Genomic DNA, 14,980 nt, shown 5'->3' with positions numbered 1-14,980 from the left:
TGTGACTACCACGACGAATGCTCCCACCGTCGACGATCTCGTCTCTGCCCTCGACGCGCTCCGTGCGCAAGTGCCGCTGGTGCAGTCGCTCACCAATATCGTCTCCGCGAACTTCCTCACCAACGTGCTGCTCGCGGCCGGTGCCAGCAACGCGCACATCGACAACGCACACGAAGCCGGAGAGTTCGCGCGCATCGCCGGCGGTGTGCTCGTCAACCTCGGGACGCCCGACGACGGGACCGCCCTCGCCTTCACCCGCGCCGCCGAAGCCGCACACGATGCCGGCACCCCATGGGTGCTGGATCCGGTCGGGGTCGGCGGCCTGTCCTGGCGCACCGGTCTCGCCGCGGATCTGCTGAAGTTCCGGCCGACCGCGGTCCGCGGCAACGCATCCGAGATCATCGCGCTCGCCGGACTCGGCGGCGACACCCGCGGTGTCGACAGTGCCGACGAGGCCGCAGCCGCCCTGCCTGCCGCGCTGGCTCTGCTCGAGCACGCGGACGCCGTGTCCGCGTCGGGGCCGATCGACTACCTGGTCGGCCGCGACCGCAACGGTGAGATCACCGGACTGCGCATCGGCGGTGGCAGCGCGATGCTCCCCCGCGTGACCTCCACCGGATGCTCGCTCGGCGGCCTGGTCGCGGCGTACCTCGCGGTTGCTCCGACGCCGCTGATCGGCCTCGCGGCCGCCCACACCCACGTCGCGGTCGCGTCGGAGATCGCCGAGGAGAACTCCACCGGTCCCGGTTCGTTCGCGGTGGCCTACCTCGACGCACTGTTCACCGTCGATGCGGCGGCGCTTCGCGCCCGCGCACGCATCGACACTCTCGATCTCCCGACGAAGGACGCACACTGATGGGCATCAAGACCTTCTGGTATCTCACCCAGGCGGACGGCGACTATCCCTGGAGCCCGGACGGGCTGTACCCGGTCGACGGGCAGCGACAGATCGAGCTGGCCAAGACCATCGACGACGGCGGCTTCGACGGCGCGCTCGTGGCGACCTGGCCGAACGACCCGTTCATCTCCGCCACGTGGGCCGCGGCGCACACCAGCCGGATGAAGTTCCTCGTCGCGGTCTACGCCAACATGACACCCGCGCGGCTCCTCGCCGAAAAGGCGCTGACCTTCGACGCGTTCAGCGGTGGCCGGTTGATGATCAATTCCGTCAACGGCCGGGAGAACATCCTCACCAAGTACGACATGAACGTCGAGCACGATCGGCGTTACGAACTCGGTGAGCAGTACTGGGCCGACTTCCGCCGCATCTACGCCGAAGGCACGGAGTCGAACTTTCCCAACACCCCGCTGCGGATCGATCCGCCCGAAACCGGGCACACGGTGCCCCTCTGGGGCACAGGCGATTCCCCCGCCGGCCTGCAGAACTCCGGCAAGGTGCTCGACGCCTACCTGGTGATGCTGCGCGAAAACGCTTTCGTCCGAGACAAGTTCACCGCAGCGCGCGCATCCGCTGCCGCCGAGGGGCGCGAGTTCAGCGACTTCGGTGGCCTGTCGGGCGTGATCGTGCGCCCGAATCGCGCCGAGGCGCTCGACCGGTTCCGCTCGCTGTTCGAGAAGACCGGGATCGAGCGGATCCGCGAGGTGCTCGACAATGCGGTGCGCCGCCGGACCGGTGGTCAGCAGACCTTGGAGACGTTCACCGCTCGCGACGCGCAGCGACAGGGCTGGGTCGACACGATCAACGCCGGCAAATTGCCCGAGCCCGAGGACCTGTACCTCGGCGACGGTCTGTACGCGGGCATCACCGCCTGGTCGCCGCTGGATATCTTCGCCACCGGATCGTCGGCGGTGTACTACGTCGGCGAACCGGACGAGATCACCGGGCATGTGCGCACGCTGCGCGACGAAACCGGATTGACCACCCTCATCCTCGCGGGATGGCCGCTGATCGACGAGGCGAAGCACGTCGCGGAGCATCTCATCCCGCGGTTCCGCGAACTCTGATCTCGCAACGAAGTAGCCCGGTGACCCAGCCGGGCTACTTCTTCGCGGCCTTCGCCTCGGCCTTGGCCGCCTTCTTGAACTCACGCACCTCGAGAAGCGACTGCTGATCTACGACATCGGCGATCGACCGGCGCGAATTCTCGTCACCGTAGGCGCCCGCCGCTGCTCGCCAGCCCGTCGGCTCCACACCGACCTGCTTGCCGAGCAGCGCGAGGAAGATGCGTGCCTTCTGGTCGCCGTATCCCGGCAACGCTTTCAGCCGCTTCAGCACTTCCTTGCCGTCCGGTTCACCGGAGGTCCAGAGCGCGGTGGCGTCGCCGTCGTAGTGCTCCACGAGGTATGTGCACAGCGACTGGATACGTGCCCCCATCGACTTCGGGAACCGGTGCACCGCGGGGGGCTGCGCACACACCGCGATGAACTCGTCGGGTTTCATCGCGGCGATCTCATGGACATCGAGCCGGCCGAGCCGATCCGCGATCTTCTTCGGGCCCGCGAACGCGGTTTCCATGGGGACCTGCTGATCGAGCAGCATCCCGATGAGCAGCGCCGCCGGATTCTGCGAGAGCAGAGCGTCGGCGTCGGGGTCTCCCACCAGATTCAGCGTTGCGTCCATGGGTCGATCATGCCCCGGTCGGCCCAGCCGACGCCACAGCCCGGCGTGACGGCCTTAGACCGGCTCCGAGCACCGTACCGAACCACGCCGCGCAGAAACGGACATTTCTCACAGGGTGTGGAATTCGCAGGCCCCTCCGAGAACCACAGGTCAGAGCGCTGCGCTCGCAGTTGTCCACGTTCGGTCCACCGGAATTCCACAGGGTTGTCCACAGCTTGGGAACAAGCGTGAACCGGGCCTTTCCGTTCGGACCCCGGCACCGGCGGAGACCGGCACGCGGTCTGCGGCGGACGCCGACCGTCGTCGAGCCGGTGGAGCTACGCCTCGAGCGCTTTCTCCGTGGCGGCGAGCAGGACGCATGTCGCGACGCCGTCCATGGCCTTTTCGAGTTCACCGAGTGACGGGAAACTCGGCGCGAGCCGGATGTTCCTGTTGTCGGGATCATTCTTGTACGGAAACGCGGAGCCCGCACCGGTGAGTGCGATGCCGGCGTCCTTCGCGAGCGAGATAACCCGCTTGGCGGTGCCGTCCACGACATCGAGGCTGATGAAGTAGCCACCCTTGGGGTCGGTCCACGACGCCACCTTCGACTCACCCAGCCGATCCTCGAGGATGCGGCGGACGAGCGCGAACTTCGGCGCGAGGATCTCGCGATGCTTGGCCATGTGGGCTCGGACGCCCGCGGCATCGCCGAAGAAGCGCAGGTGCCGGAGCTGGTTGACCTTGTCGGGTCCGATGGTCTTGATGCCGAGGTGCTTCTGGTACCACGCGAGATTCTCGGTGGAGCTACCGAAGAAGCTGACACCGGACCCGGCGAACGTGATCTTCGACGTCGACGCCAGCGCGAAGACCCGGTTGGGGTGGCCGGCCTGCGCGGCAAGTCCCAGGATGTCGATCGCCGGGGCCAGGTTCTCGGTCAGCGGGTGCACCGCGTACGCGTTGTCCCAGAAGATCCGGAAGTCGGGTGCCGCGGTCGGCATCGACACGAGTTCGCGTGCGACGTCCTCGCTGTACACCGCGCCGGTCGGGTTCGAATAGGTGGGCACCGTCCACATGCCCTTGATCTGCGGATCGTTCGCGACGAGATCGGCGATCAGCCGCACGTCGGGTCCGTCGTCGCGCACCGGAACGGGGATCATCTCGATGCCGAGCGACTCGCTGATCGCGAAGTGCCTGTCGTACCCCGGTGCGGGGCACAGGAACTTGACCACCGGTTCCTGCGACCAGGGACGGGGGGAATCGACCGTACCGTGCAGCATCGACCAGACGATGAGGTCGTGCATGATCTCGAGGCTCGCATTGTTGCCCGCGAGCAGGTTCTCAGCGGGGATGTTCAGCAGTTCGCCGAAGATCGCGCGCAGCTCGGGCAGGCCGGTGAGGCCACCGTAGTTACGGGTGTCGGTGCCGTTCGCATCGCGGTAGTCGCCTTGCCCGGGCAGCGACAGCAACTCCGCAGAGAGGTCGAGCTGTTCGGGCGACGGCTTGCCGCGCGTCAGGTCCAGCGTCAGCTTCTCGGTCTTCAAGCGCTCGTAATTCGAGGACTGGCGCTCGTGCTCTGCGACGAGTTCCTCATGGCTCATCAACCCGAACTGGGTCTGCCTAGGCATGCGGAAGGACCTTTCACCGTGCACGGTGACACGGGCATCGGCGGAGATTAAGAGGACCCCGCGCACCCGGCAGAGCCCGTTGACCCTTGCTGCCTTCCGGCCCTGGGGGAGTTCACAGGATGCGCGCCGCGCGGGATCCATCGGCAAGTGTAGAGGACGTACGGCACGCCGCGCACCACCCCCCTCCCAGGGGCGGAAATCCGTGGTTCGACCTGCCCGTTTGGTAACTATGGCCGGACATTCGCTATGCTTCCCCACGGAGGATTCGCCTAGTGGCCTATGGCGCTCGCCTGGAACGCGGGTTGGGTTAACGCCCTCAGGGGTTCAAATCCCCTATCCTCCGCCACAGGAACCCCCGTGGGACGCGAAAGCGGCCCGCGGGGGTTTTCTGCATCCGGTGGACTCCGGAGTAGCGGCGGACCTCGGAGCTATACGGTTCGGCGGGTCCGGCGGATCCCGACGACGAGCCCCACCACGCAGGTCAGCACTGCCGCAAGGACGCCGCGTGCGACAGCCGGATCGGCAACCGCACCTCCGAGCAACGCCCGTTCGGCGTCGACGATGTAGGTCAGCGGGTTGAGCAGCGCGACCGTCCGCATCCATGCGGGGCCCGCATCGAGCGGCAGCATCATTCCCGACAGGATCAGGAGCGGGAACAACAGAGTCTGCTGCACGGTCCAGAACATCCACTCGCGGTTCTGGGCGGCGAGGGCAAGCGCACAGGACAGTGCGCCCACCCCGATTCCGAACACACCGAGCAGCGCCAGTCCCGCAAGTACATGGAACGGGTACAACTCGAAACCGAACGGCACACACACGATCACGATGAGCAGACCCTGAATCATGAGCGGCGCGAACTCTTTCAGCGCTCGTCCCACGAGAAGTGAAGACCTGCACAGCGGGGTCGCGAGTACGCGTTCGTAGGATCCCGTCATCAATTCGTACAACAGGTTCGAACCCGTCATCGAGGTGCCGAACAGCGCAATCATGACGATCACGCCGGGCACGAACCACTGCAACGTCTCGGCGGTGGACCCGACGCCGAGTGCACCCGTGAGGAGCGGGCCGAAGAGCGCGAGGAACACGAGGGGTTGCAGCAGCGAGAACGTAAGGCTGAACGGGTCGCGGAGCAGCAGCAGTATCTCGCGGATGAACACCGCTGCGGTGTCGGCGGTGAATTTTGCGGCCCCAGCCCGTGGTGCCGTTACGTCGGCGGGGCGGGAACGAACCGGTGGGACGTCGGTCTGCACGTTCACGACGCGATCTCCTCTCGCAGGCTGCGACCGGTCAGGTTGAGAAAGACGTCGTCGAGGCTCGCCTGCGTGAGCGAGGCGGACAGCACCGCCAGGCCGGCAAGACGCATCGCTTCGAGCGCGGCGGGAAGCCGCTCGGCGCCGTGGGTTGTGGCAATGACGACGGTGACGACATCGCCCGAGACCTCGGTGTCCACGGCTCCGATGTCCGGCGGGAGAGCCCGGCGGACGAGCCCGGCCGCCTCGGTGGCGTCGAGTACGGCCGGCGAGGCGACGCGTGCGGTGATGACGTCGTCGGCATACTCGCGTTCGAGATCGCCCGGCGACGCGTCGGCGACGATCCGGCCGTGGTCGATCACCACCACTCGTTCTGCCATCTTGTCCGCTTCGTCGAGGTAGTGCGTCGTGAGCACGATCGTCATACCGGTGCGCCGGCGGAGTTCCTGGATGTGCTCCCACAGATTGGCTCGACTGTGTGGGTCCAGACCCGTGGTGGGTTCGTCGAGAAACAGCAGTGGCGGTTCGTGCATGAGACCGAGTGCGACATCCAACCGGCGCTTCTGGCCGCCGGACAGTGATTGGATGCCGCGCTTCTCGAGCCCACCGAGTTCCAGCGCCTCGATGAGTTCCGCAGCGCGGCTGCGGTATCGGCGTGCGGGCAGGCCGTAGAACCGGCCCTGGTTGTACAGCTCGTCGCGCACTTTGTAGGAGTAGCCACCGCCGTTGCCCTGTCCGATGTAACCGATGTGGGCGCGTACCCGGTCGGGGTCGCGGACGACATCGAACCCGGCGACCGTCGCCGTGCCCGATGTCGGTGTCAGGAGGCTGGTCAGCATGCGCATGGTGGTGGACTTTCCGGCCCCGTTGGGGCCGAGGAAGGCAACGAGTTCACCTTCCGCAACGTCGACGTCGACGTCGTCCACTGCCTGGATCGTGTCCTTCTTGCGACGGAACGTCTTGGTAAGTCCTCGTGCTCGGATCATCCGATTCTCTATTCGTACGTCGTACCGGAATAGGCGGGACCAGATTATCATACGATGTACGGAAACAAACCCGGAGAAAGGATCGTCGTTGCCGCCCGACCGGCAGAACGAAGAAGACAGAGAATCGGACCGCACCGCCGAGGCGACCCGTCGTCTCGCGCTGTTGTGGGCACCGACCGAACCCAAGACCCGGGGAAGAAAAGCCGGCCTCACCCGCGACGACGTGGTCGGGGCCGCAATCGCTGTCGCGGACGAGGGCGGACTGGACGCACTGTCGATGCGGCGCGTCGCGGCCGCACTTCGCGTCGGCGCCATGTCGCTCTACACGTACGTCCCCGGGCGGACCGAACTGATCGATCTCATGGTCGACCGCGCCTACTCCGAACTCGACCTGCCGGCACCGGGCACCCCGTGGCGTCCCGCGCTCGCCACGTACGCGCGCGAGCACTGGAACCTGTACCTCCGGCACCCCTGGATCCTGCAGACCAACATGTGGCGGGCACCGCTCGCTCCACACGTTCTCGACACACAGGAAGCCGGCCTCCGCATCCTCGTGGACGAGGGCACCACGGAGCGTCAGGTCGTCGAAATCATCGGTGTCGTGGACAATTTCGTCCAAGGGCTTGCACGCGGCGCGATCGCGGAGAACCGGGACAGGGAGAACACCGGACTCGACCGCGACGCGTACTGGATGTCGATGAACAGTTTCTGGGAAGACTGGTTCGACGTCGAGCGCTACCCGACCATGACCCGTGTCTGGGAAGCCGGGGCCTTCGACGAACCGGACGGGCCGTTCGAACCGAGCCTCGAACGACTCCTCGATTCGATCGAACTCACGATCGAGAAGGCCCGGAAGTCACGCACGCCGTGACTCCCGGGGCGGCAACCCGTTTCGCGGGGTTCACTCGCACGCGACCCCGTCTTTGTCACGGTCCATCTCGGCCCGGTAGCCGGGCTCACCGGCATAGAGCGGCGCTGCTCCTGCAGCGCGGGCAGCCGAGCAGTTCTTGTAGTACGCGCTCGCGGGTGCAGGTTCCGGCGCGGGAGCGGGAGCCGGCGCGAGGGGCTGGGGCTGGGGCTGGGGCTGGGGCTGGGGCTGGGGAGCGACCGTCGTCGGCACCGGCGTCGCGGTGTCGGTCCCGGCGGAACCGGCTGCGACTCCTGTTGCCGTGCCGCCACATTCGGTGAGGATTCTGACCATCGCATCGTGCTCGGCCTGAGTCACCCACAACCCGTACTCGGCCTTGACCTGGACCTGACGTGCGACATACGTACAGCGGTACGGGCGATGCGGCGGCAGCCAGGTCGCGGCGTCGCCGTCGCCCTTGCGCGAGTTGGTGGGACCGTCGACCGCCTGAAGATTCCGTGGATCGTTCGCGAAGTTCGCGCGCGTCTCGGGATCCAGTTGCTGCGCACCCTTCTGCCAGGCATCCGATAGCGCAACGACGTGGTCGATCTGCACTGCGGTGGACGTGTCCTGACCACGAGTGAACGCGATCGTGGTGCCGGTGTAGACATCGTGCAGCGTGCCGGACGCGACGACGCAGTCGCGGGTGCCGGGCTTGTAGGCGATGTCGACCAGGTCACGGCGCAGGATGTCGTTGCGGGTGTCGCAGCCGTTGTGCCCGAACTCGACCGACACATCGTCACTCCACGCCTGACCGAACAGGTCGCGGTCGTAGCCCGTCTTCGGGGCGCGTCCCTTGATCGGTATCTCTGTCAACCGGGACAGGGCCGTCGACATCGACGAGGTGTCCTCGGACACGGCCGGCGGCGCGGTGCTCGGCGCGGTCGGCGCTGGAGGGGTGGTCGGGGCCGGCGCGACCCGTTCCGTCGTCGACCGGTCTGTGGCCGCGACGGCGGGGACGGCCGACGCGGTGTCCTCCTCCACCCCACCGCAGCCCACCAGAACGAACCCTGCGACCGTCGCCGCGACAAGCGCGCGAAAGCCGGACGACGTGCGGGGTGATGCCATGCAGAAACTCCTGAGAAAGGTGAGGCCGGGTGCCCCCTGCTCATCGCCGACCGGACGCTGTGCCGTTACAACGGGGTCCCGGCGACGGGTTCGGTCCTACTATTGCCCCGTGCCCGAAAACAACAGAGAGCTGCAGGCACTCACGGTGGCCCTGTCGGCACTTGCGGGGTTCGTCGATGCTCTCGGGTTCATCACCCTCGGTGGTGTGTTCGTCTCCTTCATGAGCGGCAACTCCACACGGTTCGCCGTCGAAACGGCCGACGCCTCATGGCGCACGGCTGCTCTGATCGGGGGCATCGTTGTCCTCTTCGTGATCGGGGTGATTCTGGGTGGCGTCATCGCGGAACTCACCGACCGCGACCGCAGAACGCGGAAAACTGCGGTGCTCGTCACCGTCGCGGTGCTGCTCGCCATCGGTTCGCTGAGCGCGATACCCGGGTGGATACCGGTGGCAGTGACGGCGATGACGCTGGCGATGGGCGTCGAGAATTCCGTGTTCCGGCGCAAAGGCGAGGCAACCGTTGCCCTCACCTACATGACCGGTGCGCTCGTGAAGATCGGGCACGAGATAGCGTCCGCATTCTTCGGCGGCCCACGCTGGGGCTGGCTGCCCTACCTCGGCCGATGGGGAGGCTTGGTGGCGGGAGGGTTGCTCGGAGCCCTCGCGCATCATCTGTTCGGCCTGCACGCCCTCTGGATCGCGACCGCGGTCGCCGCCGCGCTCGCCGTGGCGGTGCGGTTCCTTCGCTCGCCGGAAGTGAAGAAGACGGCGTGACAGCGAGATCCGGATCGGCGCGGAGCGTTATCCCCGTACGTTCGTACGGTCGCCCGCTCCGCTACGGTGCATCCATGCGCGCCCGCCCCTACGCCACCACCAGCCCCACCAGGCTCGCTGCGGCACTGCTCGAAGTTGCCGCACGCAGTGGACTCGAAGCGGCCAGCGTGCGCGAAGTCGCCAACGAGGCCGGCGTATCGATCGGCGCGGTGCAGCATCACTTTCCGACGAAAGACGAGATGCTCGCCTATTCGTTCCGCGCCCTATCCGACCGGGTACTCACCCGCCTCGCGAACGTCGATCCCGACATCGACCCGGCGCGGACGCTGTTCGCCGCGCTCAGCCAGTTGCTGCCGCTCGACGAGCAACGCGGCAGCGAGGTCCACGTGATGGCTGCGTTCGCCGTCCGCGCAGTCACGTCCCCGTCGCTGAGCGGGATCCGCAGTTCGACGCTGTTCACCGTTCGCACCGGCATCGCAACCGTATTGATCAGGCTGGGCGCCCCAGACCCGGAGACGCGCGCAACGCTCCTCCTCGCCGCGGTGCACGGTCTCGCGCTCGATGCCGCATCGAGCCCGGATCTCTACCCGCGCGAATACCTGACGCACGCCCTGCACACGCAGATCCAGCTCGCCCTGCACGGCGCGGACGCGCACTGAGCCCGGCTCGGCGGAGTACACCGATGTCACATCCCACAGAACGACCGGAGCCCGCCACCGCAGGGGCGGGCCGGTTCGCGCCCAGCCCGTCGGGCGACCTGCATCTCGGCAATCTCCGGACCGCCGTGCTGGCATGGTTGTTCGCACGCTCGACGGATCGGCGGTTCCTGCTGCGCGTGGAGGATCTCGACCGGGTCCGCCCCGGCGCCGAACAACGGCAACTCGCGGATCTCGCGGCACTGGGTCTCGACTGGGACGGTCAGGTTGTGCACCAGTCCCGTCGAATCCGTCTGTACGAGGACGCAATCGACCGCCTCACCCGTGCCGGTCTCACCTACGAGTGTTACTGCACGCGACGGGAGATCCAGCAGGCCACATCGGCTCCGCACGCCCCGGCCGGCGCATACCCCGGCACCTGCCGTGACCTCACCGAGGACCAGCGGAACGCAAAACGTACCGCCGATCGCCCACCGGCGATCCGACTCCGTTCCACCGAGCAGTGGTTCACCGTCCACGACGTCCTGCACGGCGACTTCACCGGGATCGTCGACGACTTCGTACTGCGCCGCAACGACGGGACTCCCGCCTACAACCTCGCCGTCGTCGTCGACGACGCCGCCCAAGGCGTGGACCAGGTGGTACGCGGAGACGATCTGCTCACCTCGGCTCCGCGGCAGGCGTATCTGGCCACCCTGCTCGGCCTCCCGGTGGCGCAGTACGCGCACGTGCCGCTCGCACTGAACGAGGAAGGCAAGCGGCTCGCGAAGCGGGACGGTGCGGTGACGCTCTCCGACCAGGAAGCAGCGGGCCGGTCCGCGGCAGACGTGCTGGGCACGATCGCCGTGTCGCTGCGTCTGGCGGACCCAGGTGAACCCGTGACACTGCCGTTGCTGCTGGACCGCTGGGACCCCGCGCGAATGCCCCGCGAGCCGTGGGTTTTCCATCCCGATCGTGGCGTGTGAGGCGGGGTGAACGGAGGACCGAAGTGGTGCTTTTCGGCTGAAGGACACGTACTCTGCGGTGGAGCAGGCGTTCATCCACTCCTGCGGAGAGGGCACCGATGACTACCGGCGGTTACGACCCGAGCAAAGACCCACAGAATCCGGGTGGCGATCCCTATCCGCCGCAGGGTGGGAACTACCCGCCCCCGGGCGGATATCCCCCACCTCCGTCGGGAGGCGACTATCCCCCGCCCGGCAACTATCCCCCGCCCGGCAACTACCCACCCCCACCCGGCGGAAACTATCCACCCCCGGGCGGATACCCGCCCCCTCCCGGCGGTAACTACCCGCCCCCACCCGGTGGGAACTACCCGCCCCCTCCCGGCGGTTTCGGCTCCGGGGGCTTCGGAGCGCCCGGACCGGCCCGGCTGAGCGTGGGCGACGCGATCTCCTTCGGCTGGCGCAAATTCAGCGCGAATCCAGGTGTCTGGATCGTGCTGGTCGTCATCGCCTTCGTCATCCAGGCCCTGATCAACGGAATCTTCAACGGGTTCGATTACACGCAGGATTCCGACAACATCTCGTTCACCACCGCCTTCTCCGCCACGAACCTGATCGGCACGTTGGTCACCGCAGTGGTCGGCTATCTCATCGAGGCCGCATTCGTGCGCGGAGCGCTCAGCGAGGTCGACGGCCGGAAGCCCGCGTTCGGGACGTTCCTGCAGGTCGGCCCGATCGGCGCGGTCATTCTGACCGGCTTGCTCGTCGGGATCGGCACCTCGGTGGGTCTCGTGCTGTGCATCCTGCCCGGACTGGTCTTCGCGTTCCTGACGTGGTGGGCGATGCCCTTCGTCGTCGACCGGAACCAAGACGCGATCACGGCCATCAAATCCAGTTTCACTGCGATCAAATCCAATGCGGGCACGCTGATCCTGCTGGCGCTGGCGCTGATCGGTATCAACATCCTCGGTGCGTTGCTCTGTGGTCTCGGACTTCTCGTCAGCATTCCGGTCTCGATCATCGCGTCGACGTATGCCTACCGGATCACCACGGGAGGTCCGGTCGTCGCCTGAACCGCTCGTCTTCTGCCCGTCCGTTACACATCGCTACATCGCTGTCGATGCGCCACGGTTACGTTGTACCGTGGCGCGTTGCCATGCCGATCGACAAGGAGTCATATGACCACCGGTGGATACCCACCCCCTTCGCAGGACCCGCGCAAGCACAGCGGCTACCCGGGTGCTCCCTCGCACGGTGACCAGCCGTACGGCAGCCAGCCCGCCGATTACACCCAGCAGTTCCAGAACCCCATCCAGTCCGGGTACAACCCGAACGACCCGTCGCAGGGCGGGCAGTACGGGGCTCCCCAGTACGGCGCGCCTCAGTACGGGCAGCAGCCCGGCGCTCAGCAGCACGGCGCCGGTGCCACTCAGTACGGAGCACCGCAGCAGGGTGGCGCTCAGTACGGGGCTCCCCAGTACGGAGCACCCCAGTACGGAGGACCCCAGCAGGGTGTCCCCCAGTACGGGGCTCCCCAGAACGAGCCGTACGGCGCCACGCAGTACGGCGCACCCGGTTTCCCGCCCGCGCCCGGAGCCGGATTCGGCCCCACGCGGCCGGGGGAACTGCTGCCCCGTCTCGGCGCCCGCATCATCGACGCGCTGATCGTCGGCATCCCTATGGCGATTCTCACGAGCATCGTCGTGTTCGGGAGCGACAGCGGGTTCATGGCGTTCGTGATGTCGGTGCTCTCGGGCGTCGCAGCGTTCGCGTACTGGACCTACTTCGAGTCGACCAAGGGCGCCACGATCGGCAAGAAACTGCTCGGTCTGTCGGTCGTCGGACCCGGCGGCGGACTCCCGACCCGTGAGGAGGCCGCGAAGCGCAACGCCTTTGTCGCACTGCAGATCCTCAGCGGTATCCCGTTCCTCGGCTGGCTCGTCAGCCTGGCGTCCTTCGTCGCCTGGATCGGCATCGCCGTGACCATCGAGCAGGACAGTGGCAAGCAGGGCTTCCACGACAAGTTCGCCGGTGGCACGCGGGTCGTCAAGTCCTGACGCCGCACTCTGCGAAGCGGGCCCCGTCCTCCAGGACGGGGCCCGCTGCCGTTGAACAACTTCGCGATCATCGTCGCGTGATGCTTGGATGGCCGGGTGACACAGCACGAAACGAGTTCCCCGTCATCCACCACGCATCACGCGGCATTCGCCAGCGTGGGGCGCAGTTCCTACCCGGGGATCGTCGTCCTGTTCACCGCGGTGCTGATGATCTCCAACATCTGCGCGACGAAGGGCATCGCGTTCTTCGGTGACGCCGAGGTCTCGCTCGGTCCACTGCAGGTCCTGCCGATCATCACCGACGGCGGGTTCTTCCTGTTCCCGCTCGCCTACATCCTCGGCGACGTGCTCAGTGAGGTGTACGGGTTCGCGGCGACCCGCCGGGCCGTGCTGTACGGGTTCGGAGCCGTGGCGCTGTCCGCACTCTGCTTCTGGGTCGCCCAGTCGCTTCCCGCGGCGGAGTTCTACGCCAACCAGGAGTCGTTCGAGGCCGTTCTCGGGGTGGTGCCGAGGATGCTGCTCGCGGGCCTGGCGGGCTACGTCGTCGGCCAGTTGCTCAACTCGTACATCCTGGTGCGGATCAAGGAGCGCACGCAGGAGAAGCATCTGTGGGCGCGCCTGATCGGGTCGACGGTGGTCGGCGAGTTCGCCGACACCCTCGTGTTCTGCTCCATCGCGGCCGGCGCGATCGGCATCACCACGTGGAGCGACTTCGTCAACTTCGTGATCATCGGTTTCCTCTGGAAGACCGTGATCGAGATCGTGCTCCTGCCGGTCACCTACCGCGTGATCGCGTACGTGAAGAGGCGCGAGCCGACCTACGCGCCGGCGTCGGACTCCGCCTGACGCTTCTTCGCGTAGAACCGGCCGAGGGTTTCGGCCTTGTGCTCCTCGAAGTAGCCGCCTTCGATGCTCGACCGGATCTCGTCGACGAGGCGCACCGTGAACCGTTCGTTGTGGATGGTGCACAACGTGGACGCGAGCATCTCCTTCGCCTTGAACAGGTGATGGATGTACGCCCGGGTGTAGTGGGTGCACGTGTAGCAATCGCAGTTCTCGTCGATCGGGGTGAAGTCGCGGCGGAACCGGCTGGTGTTGATGTTGAACCGGCCGTCCGGGTGGTAGATCGCCGCGTTGCGCGCCACCCGCGACGGATTGACGCAGTCGAAGGTGTCGGCACCGTGCTCGATCGCGACGAAGACGTCGTCGGGCTCGCTGATACCGAGCATGTGCCGCGGCTTGGCGTCGGGGAGTTCCTCACAGCACCAGCGCACGATCGTGCCGAGGTTGTGCTTCTCGAGCGCTCCGCCGATTCCGTATCCGTCGAAGCCCCGGCCCGACTCCCCCACGATCGATTCGAGGCCACGGCACGCCTGCCGGCGAAGGTCCTCGTACTGCGCTCCCTGCACGACACCGAAAAGGGCCTGGTAGGGACGGTGCGAGCGCTCAGCGGTGAGCTTCTCGTGCTCGGCGACGCAGCGCACCGCCCACGCCTGGGTACGTTCGATCGAGCGTTCCTGATAGCCGCGCGTGTTCATCAATGTCGTCAACTCGTCGAACGCGAACATGATGTCGGCGCCGAGTTGGTGCTGGATCTGCATCGACACCTCGGGAGTGAACCGGTGCCGCGATCCGTCCAGGTGGGATTTGAAGGTGACGCCGTCGTCGTCGACCCGGGCCAGCCGTTCCTTGCCGTGCGCGATGACATCGTCGTTCTGGACGCCGACCGCCTCCATGGCGATGACCTTCTTGAATCCCACGCCGAGCGACATGACCTGGAAGCCGCCGCTGTCGGTGAACGTCGGGCCGTCCCAGTTCATGAACTTGCCGAGCCCACCGGCCTCGTCGACGATGTCCGATCCCGGCTGCAGGTAGAGGTGGTAGGCGTTCGCCAGCAGCGCCTGCGCACCCAGGTCCTTCATCGCCTCGGGCAGAACCGCCTTGACCGTCGCCTTGGTCCCCACACCGATGAACGCGGGCGTACGGATGTCGCCGTGCGGGGTGTGGATGGTGCCGGTGCGGCCCAGTCCGTTGTCGAGTCGGGCCCCGACGGTGAAGAACGGGTCGGGCGGAACCGGTAGCGCGGAATCGGTACTGCGAAGGACACTCACCCGACGATTGTGGCAGGTCACCGCTACCTCCCCGACGA

15 protein-coding genes, 1 tRNA gene and 1 other RNA gene are annotated in these 14,980 nt (G+C 66.8%); 10 read left to right on the top strand and 7 right to left on the bottom strand.

What is annotated here, in order from left to right; translation table 11 throughout:
* Nucleotide 1: 1 nt before the first annotated feature.
* A complete protein-coding gene (thiM, locus tag HF886_RS17335) occupies nucleotides 2–856 on the top strand; it encodes a hydroxyethylthiazole kinase (protein WP_346765396.1) in 855 nt (284 codons plus the stop codon).
* Nucleotides 856–1,965 (top strand): LLM class flavin-dependent oxidoreductase, encoded by a 1,110-nt coding sequence (locus tag HF886_RS17330; RefSeq protein ID WP_169652990.1) that lies wholly within the window; start codon nucleotides 856–858, stop codon nucleotides 1,963–1,965. Before thiM ends, HF886_RS17330 begins: the two co-directional genes overlap by 1 nt.
* Nucleotides 1,966–1,999: 34 nt before the next feature.
* On the opposite strand, the gene HF886_RS17325 is transcribed toward HF886_RS17330, so the two are convergent.
* The 3 genes from HF886_RS17325 to ffs all read right to left on the bottom strand — a co-directional run bounded on the left by HF886_RS17325 (nucleotide 2,000) and on the right by ffs (nucleotide 4,330).
* Nucleotides 2,000–2,581, bottom strand: a complete 582-nt coding sequence (locus HF886_RS17325) for an HhH-GPD-type base excision DNA repair protein (RefSeq protein ID WP_169652989.1) — start codon at nucleotides 2,579–2,581, stop codon at nucleotides 2,000–2,002.
* 317 nt (nucleotides 2,582–2,898) lie between these two features.
* Nucleotides 2,899–4,188: an aminotransferase class I/II-fold pyridoxal phosphate-dependent enzyme gene (locus HF886_RS17320; RefSeq protein ID WP_169652988.1), complete on the bottom strand. Its 1,290-nt coding sequence runs from the start codon at nucleotides 4,186–4,188 to the stop codon at nucleotides 2,899–2,901.
* Nucleotides 4,189–4,235: 47 nt separating this feature from the next.
* Nucleotides 4,236–4,330, bottom strand: an RNA gene (gene ffs, locus HF886_RS17315) — signal recognition particle sRNA small type.
* Between the two features lie 116 nt (nucleotides 4,331–4,446).
* On the opposite strand from ffs, the gene HF886_RS17310 reads away from it, so the two are divergent.
* Nucleotides 4,447–4,534 (top strand) — tRNA-Ser (locus HF886_RS17310).
* Between the two features lie 82 nt (nucleotides 4,535–4,616).
* Here HF886_RS17310 and HF886_RS17305 read toward each other — a convergent pair.
* Both HF886_RS17305 and HF886_RS17300 read right to left on the bottom strand, forming a co-directional pair.
* Entirely contained in the window at nucleotides 4,617–5,345 is a 729-nt protein-coding gene (locus HF886_RS17305) for an ABC transporter permease (RefSeq protein ID WP_296550915.1), read from the bottom strand.
* Nucleotides 5,346–5,440: 95 nt separating this feature from the next.
* Entirely contained in the window at nucleotides 5,441–6,424 is a 984-nt protein-coding gene (locus HF886_RS17300; protein ID WP_169652987.1) for an ATP-binding cassette domain-containing protein, read from the bottom strand.
* Between the two features lie 88 nt (nucleotides 6,425–6,512).
* On the opposite strand from HF886_RS17300, the gene HF886_RS17295 reads away from it, so the two are divergent.
* Nucleotides 6,513–7,295, top strand: coding sequence for a TetR/AcrR family transcriptional regulator (locus HF886_RS17295; RefSeq protein ID WP_169652986.1), 783 nt, complete (start codon nucleotides 6,513–6,515; stop codon nucleotides 7,293–7,295).
* A gap of 30 nt (nucleotides 7,296–7,325) precedes the next feature.
* Here HF886_RS17295 and HF886_RS17290 read toward each other — a convergent pair whose 3' ends face one another.
* Nucleotides 7,326–8,399 carry a DUF1524 domain-containing protein gene (locus HF886_RS17290; RefSeq protein ID WP_169652985.1) on the bottom strand — a complete coding sequence of 358 codons (1,074 nt, stop codon included), beginning with the start codon at nucleotides 8,397–8,399 and terminating at the stop codon, nucleotides 7,326–7,328.
* Between the two features lie 109 nt (nucleotides 8,400–8,508).
* On the opposite strand from HF886_RS17290, the gene HF886_RS17285 reads away from it, so the two are divergent.
* The 6 genes from HF886_RS17285 to HF886_RS17260 all read left to right on the top strand — a co-directional run bounded on the left by HF886_RS17285 (nucleotide 8,509) and on the right by HF886_RS17260 (nucleotide 13,677).
* On the top strand, nucleotides 8,509–9,174 hold the full coding sequence (locus tag HF886_RS17285) for a YoaK family protein (RefSeq protein ID WP_296550908.1): 666 nt from the start codon (nucleotides 8,509–8,511) through the stop codon (nucleotides 9,172–9,174).
* A 74-nt stretch (nucleotides 9,175–9,248) separates the two neighbouring features.
* Entirely contained in the window at nucleotides 9,249–9,833 is a 585-nt protein-coding gene (locus HF886_RS17280; protein ID WP_169622556.1) for a TetR/AcrR family transcriptional regulator, read from the top strand.
* 23 nt (nucleotides 9,834–9,856) lie between these two features.
* Nucleotides 9,857–10,795 (top strand): tRNA glutamyl-Q(34) synthetase GluQRS, encoded by a 939-nt coding sequence (gene gluQRS, locus HF886_RS17275; RefSeq protein ID WP_169622555.1) that lies wholly within the window; start codon nucleotides 9,857–9,859, stop codon nucleotides 10,793–10,795.
* A 98-nt stretch (nucleotides 10,796–10,893) separates the two neighbouring features.
* Nucleotides 10,894–11,847, top strand: coding sequence for a hypothetical protein (locus tag HF886_RS17270; RefSeq protein ID WP_169652984.1), 954 nt, complete (start codon nucleotides 10,894–10,896; stop codon nucleotides 11,845–11,847).
* A gap of 105 nt (nucleotides 11,848–11,952) precedes the next feature.
* Nucleotides 11,953–12,831: an RDD family protein gene (locus tag HF886_RS17265; RefSeq protein ID WP_169622553.1), complete on the top strand. Its 879-nt coding sequence runs from the start codon at nucleotides 11,953–11,955 to the stop codon at nucleotides 12,829–12,831.
* Nucleotides 12,832–12,927: 96 nt separating this feature from the next.
* Nucleotides 12,928–13,677 carry a queuosine precursor transporter gene (locus HF886_RS17260; protein WP_169622552.1) on the top strand — a complete coding sequence of 250 codons (750 nt, stop codon included), beginning with the start codon at nucleotides 12,928–12,930 and terminating at the stop codon, nucleotides 13,675–13,677.
* Here HF886_RS17260 and tgt read toward each other — a convergent pair.
* Entirely contained in the window at nucleotides 13,650–14,942 is a 1,293-nt protein-coding gene (tgt, locus tag HF886_RS17255) for a tRNA guanosine(34) transglycosylase Tgt (protein WP_169622551.1), read from the bottom strand. The genes HF886_RS17260 and tgt overlap by 28 nt on opposite strands.
* Nucleotides 14,943–14,980 lie beyond the last annotated feature (38 nt).

Origin of the sequence: Rhodococcus sp. 105337, from assembly GCF_012844225.1 — a bacterium.
In the GTDB taxonomy this organism is placed as follows: Bacteria; Actinomycetota; Actinomycetes; order Mycobacteriales; family Mycobacteriaceae; genus Rhodococcus.
Note: the sequence above shows the minus strand (reverse complement) of the source record. Positions and strands in the feature narration are given on the sequence as shown.

What these genes read in the sequence shown, in the direction of transcription:
- HF886_RS17265 (WP_169622553.1), top strand. Translation starts at nt 11,953, where the DNA reads ATGACCACCGGTGGATACCCACCCCCTTCGCAGGACCCGCGCAAGCAC.
- HF886_RS17290 (WP_169652985.1), bottom strand. Translation starts at nt 8,399, where the DNA reads ATGGCATCACCCCGCACGTCGTCCGGCTTTCGCGCGCTTGTCGCGGCG.
- HF886_RS17280 (WP_169622556.1), top strand. Translation starts at nt 9,249, where the DNA reads ATGCGCGCCCGCCCCTACGCCACCACCAGCCCCACCAGGCTCGCTGCG.
- gluQRS (WP_169622555.1), top strand. Translation starts at nt 9,857, where the DNA reads ATGTCACATCCCACAGAACGACCGGAGCCCGCCACCGCAGGGGCGGGC.
- HF886_RS17330 (WP_169652990.1), top strand. Translation starts at nt 856, where the DNA reads ATGGGCATCAAGACCTTCTGGTATCTCACCCAGGCGGACGGCGACTAT.
- HF886_RS17320 (WP_169652988.1), bottom strand. Translation starts at nt 4,188, where the DNA reads ATGCCTAGGCAGACCCAGTTCGGGTTGATGAGCCATGAGGAACTCGTC.
- HF886_RS17270 (WP_169652984.1), top strand. Translation starts at nt 10,894, where the DNA reads ATGACTACCGGCGGTTACGACCCGAGCAAAGACCCACAGAATCCGGGT.
- HF886_RS17325 (WP_169652989.1), bottom strand. Translation starts at nt 2,581, where the DNA reads ATGGACGCAACGCTGAATCTGGTGGGAGACCCCGACGCCGACGCTCTG.
- HF886_RS17300 (WP_169652987.1), bottom strand. Translation starts at nt 6,424, where the DNA reads ATGATCCGAGCACGAGGACTTACCAAGACGTTCCGTCGCAAGAAGGAC.